Raw genomic sequence first — 4,025 nt, forward strand, 5'->3', positions numbered from 1 at the left:
AACAAGAGTCAATTTTCTTCTCAAAGTCCCCCAAAATTGGGGGATTTAGGGGGCTTGAATTTAGCATATTTTACTTCTCAGACAAACTCTAAAATGAAAAGCAATAGCTGACGACTGAATGCTTACCCTACACTTAATTGTTGCTGATTCAAATAATAGTAATGACCCCGTTTTGCCATTAACTCTTCGTGTTTTCCTTGCTCAATTAATACCCCTTTATCTAACACTAAAATTAAATCTGCTTGGCGAACAGTAGATAAACGGTGGGCAATAATTAATGTTGTTCTATCCTGGAGTATTTGATTAAAATTTGTCTGAATAATTCGCTCTGACTCAGCATCCAAATGAGAAGTTGCTTCATCCAAAACCAACAACTGAGGATTTCCTAACAAAGCACGAGCGATCGCTAATCTTTGCCTTTGACCACCTGATAACATTCCTCCTCCTTCACCAATTTGAGTTTCATAACCCATGGGCAACTTTTTAATAAAATCATCAGCTCCAGCTAGTTTTGCTGCTTGCATAATTTCTATCAAAGTAGCTGATGGATGAGCAATACTGAGGTTTTCCCGAATAGTGCCACCAAATAAAAAGGTATCCTGATCCACCACTCCAATATGTTGACGCAGTGATGGTAACGAGAGAGTCGTTATATCTTGACCATCAATCAAAATTTTGCCATCGGTAGCAGGATAAAGTCCCAAAACTAACTTGGAAATAGTAGTTTTTCCCGAACCACTCCGCCCCACTAATGCAACAGTTTGTCCTGGTTTGACCTCAAAACTGAGATTTTCCAAAACATTAATATCGCTCTCGGGATGATAACGAAAAGTCACATTATCAAACCGAATATGACCGCGCAACCCAATCACCGACTGTCGGGCCTGATATTGCAAATCTTCCTCTGGATCAGTATCAATCACATCGTTGATTCTTTCTATGGCGATAATTACTTCCTGCACCTGATTCCAAAGTACTGTCAATCGTTGGAAAGGCGTAATCACATTACCTATCAACATATTAAAAGCAACCAACTGCCCAATAGTTAATTCTCCCTGAATTACTAACCACGCGCCAAACCACAATAAACCTGTAGTTACCACTGATTCTATTCCGGAACTAAATATTTGCAGTCGGTTGCCAATAATTTGCCCAGAAAAATTTTTTCTCACTGACTGATTGAGAAATTCTTCCCATCGCCAACGCACTGTTTGCTCAACTGCCATTGACTTAACAGTACGCACACCAGAAAGAGATTCAATTAAATAACTATTCTCCTGTGCTAATGCACCAAAAATTTCCCTAGAGATTTTGCGTAAGAAAGGAGTAGCAATTAGGGCTAAAATGACAAACGGTGGTACAATAACCAACGCCAATAAAGCCATTTTCCAACTATACCAAAACATTAACCCCACATAAATAAACACCGTCAACAAATCTAATAAAATTGACAGTGCTTCTCCAGTTAAAAATCTTTGAATTTTCTGGTTTTCCTGAACCCGAGAAATAATATCCCCCACATAACGAGACTCAAAAAAGTTCAAAGGTAAGCGGAATGTATGACGAATAAATCCCACAATTAATGCCACATGAATTTTATTCGCCGTATGGTCAAGGAGATATTGGCGTAACCCCCTCATTGCTACCCGGAATAGACCAAAGATAATCAAACCTAAACCTACAGCAGTTAGAGTTATAGTGCTACCCTGCACTACCACCCGGTCTAACAATAGTTGAGTAAATAAAGGTGTAATCAATCCAAAAATTTGAATAATTACAGAAGCAATAAATACTTCTAGTAGTACCCCCCCATGAGGTTTGATTAATTCAAAAAATTGCCAAAATGGAGTAACTGCATCCTTGGTTTCTTTGATTAAAGCAGTAGGTTGCAACAGCAGAGCATAACCAGTCCAACTATCTTTAAATTCTCTGTGGGTAAGGGTGCGTTGGCCAATAGCAGGATCTGCAACAACAACGTGCTTTTTGCCCACTTCATAGATTACGACATAATGCTTACCTTCCCAATGAACAATAGCAGGCAATTTTTGTTTGCTAAGTTGGTCAATACTTGCTCTCACTGGTCTGGTGGAAAACCCAATACTTTCTGCTGCTGCTGATAACCCCCGCAGTGAGGCACCGTTACGGTCTACATTGGCAATATCTCGCACTCGGTTAACACTAAAACGTTTCCCCCAGTAACGAGCTACCATCACTAAACTGGCCGCACCACAGTCAGAGGCACTTTGTTGGGCAAAAAATGGATAACGTCTGGTGATTCGTTGTAGTAAATGACCTACTCTTTGACTGGGGTTAGGAAAATAGGCTTTTTTAATCTTTTTATGGGCAATGTCTTCAGTTTGTCTATACTCAAATTTGGCAGTAGTTGGGAAATTATCAGTAGGAGTGACAGATAATTGAGAAATTTGCCCCAAAGGAATTGGTAAGTTATCTGATTTTACCTGTAGGGAATTTTGCTTTTGGGCAACTTCGTAAAGATGTTCTCGAATTTGAGGAGATTTTTCTATGAGTGGAGCGAGAGTTTTTTCCGGCAAATAGCAAACCTTCAGATTTACTGATGCTCTTGCTGAGTAGGGGAGAAAATCAGTATCGGGAAATAATGTACATTCACCAAATGTTGCTCCTGCATTCAAGGTGGTAATTAATTCACCAGCTTCATCAAGGAGTCTGACTTTGCCTGAAATAATAATATAGATGCCTGACTCTTCTCCATCTGTTTGCCAAAACTGACCCACTTTGGGAGTTAAGTATTCTACTGTTTTCAGGCAATTTTTTATTTCTTTTTGTGAAAGTGAATATCCCAAGACATCAGTAATTTGCCCCTGAGTTAAAGCAGGAGTAGGTGCATTTTGAACCATAACTCAAAATTTTATTGACTAAATATTTACTAAAGAAGCGGTCAGCATTCAGCACTCAGCAATCAGTAGGAGCATTTTTTTTACGCTCTCGTTTACGGAGCATTCCGGTACGAAAAGGCTAAAAGCTGATAGCTAGTTAAAAGTGTGGAAACTTAATATTTCTAGGGATGGGTTAAGATTTGGGTCAGAGTTAAGATCGCGAATGATAATGTTTTTACCATTAATATCTTGACCGGGAATTTCTTCAGCTTTCGGTGGTTTTGGTTTGGTAGATAAACCCATTTGTTTGAGTAAGCGGTTAATATGGCGATCGCTCAACTCAATATCAAATTCCTTTGCTAAATGTTTGCTCAACCAATTAGCAGTCCACCGCCGGAATACATAACCAAATTCCCTGGGGCTATTAGTTACTAACTCTTTCAAGCGTTCTAAATATTGTTCATTAACTTCTTGAGGGCGACCTATAGGATGATTGTTCCATTGGTGAGCTTGACCAGACTTAGCAACAAGTATCCAATGTCTAGCTGTACCAGGAGAACAACCTATAGCTTTACAAATTTGGCTTTGGGTTTTGCCTTCATCTGCTAGTAGCATAATTTCTATTCTCTGACGATATTGCCATGACAATTCATCATCTAGATTTTTTTCTAAGAGTTTACGCTGAAAAGATGTTAAGCAGCTTCCATGGACATCTGACTTACTCATTTTGACTTGGTAGTTTGAGCGATCGGACAACATAGGTTTTATAGTTATTTGTTAATAACTCCGGTGTTTCTTGGAGTAAAGATATTTCTCAAATACATTTAGTTATGCAATTTTGTCTTTTTGGTTGGAAAAAAGTAGGGGCAAATGGCCATTCGCTGGATTTTTGTTGTGACGATGTGGTTGGGCGATCGGCAAAAGGGCTGTAAAATTCAGACAATGCCAGATTTTTCCTTCTCTCCTAGAGAAATAAGCGGTTTCTTCCTTCTTCACTTATAATAATTGTTAATATTTTTGAAACCAGTCGTCATTTTTCCAATTTTCCTTTACTTAATCCTTAGTTAGATAGACAGAAAATATGAATCGGCGTAAACGTGAAATATTGCAACAATATCAAGATGGTGAACGAAATTTTCAAAGAGCTAATCTTAGAGGTCTGTCTTTTAA

Annotated in this window: 3 protein-coding genes; all 3 read right to left on the minus strand. The window is 38.6% G+C overall.

All coding sequences use genetic code 11. The features are described from left to right. Window positions 1-122 precede the first annotated feature (122 nt). The 3 genes from AC3DU7_RS23325 to AC3DU7_RS23335 all read right to left on the minus strand — a co-directional run bounded on the left by AC3DU7_RS23325 (window position 123) and on the right by AC3DU7_RS23335 (window position 3,851). Window positions 123-2,876, minus strand: coding sequence for a peptidase domain-containing ABC transporter (locus tag AC3DU7_RS23325; protein ID WP_488041685.1), 2,754 nt, complete (start codon window positions 2,874-2,876; stop codon window positions 123-125). Between the two features lie 132 nt (window positions 2,877-3,008). Further along, window positions 3,009-3,614 carry a helix-turn-helix domain-containing protein gene (locus AC3DU7_RS23330; RefSeq protein WP_488041686.1) on the minus strand — a complete coding sequence of 202 codons (606 nt, stop codon included), beginning with the start codon at window positions 3,612-3,614 and terminating at the stop codon, window positions 3,009-3,011. A 69-nt stretch (window positions 3,615-3,683) separates the two neighbouring features. Beyond that, window positions 3,684-3,851, minus strand: coding sequence for a hypothetical protein (locus tag AC3DU7_RS23335; protein ID WP_488041687.1), 168 nt, complete (start codon window positions 3,849-3,851; stop codon window positions 3,684-3,686). Window positions 3,852-4,025 lie beyond the last annotated feature (174 nt).

Source organism: Okeania sp. (assembly GCF_983059655.1).

Coding starts and splice junctions, on each gene's coding strand:
- AC3DU7_RS23325 (WP_488041685.1), bottom strand. CDS start 2,876: ATGGTTCAAAATGCACCTACTCCTGCTTTAACTCAGGGGCAAATTACT.
- AC3DU7_RS23330 (WP_488041686.1), bottom strand. CDS start 3,614: ATGTTGTCCGATCGCTCAAACTACCAAGTCAAAATGAGTAAGTCAGAT.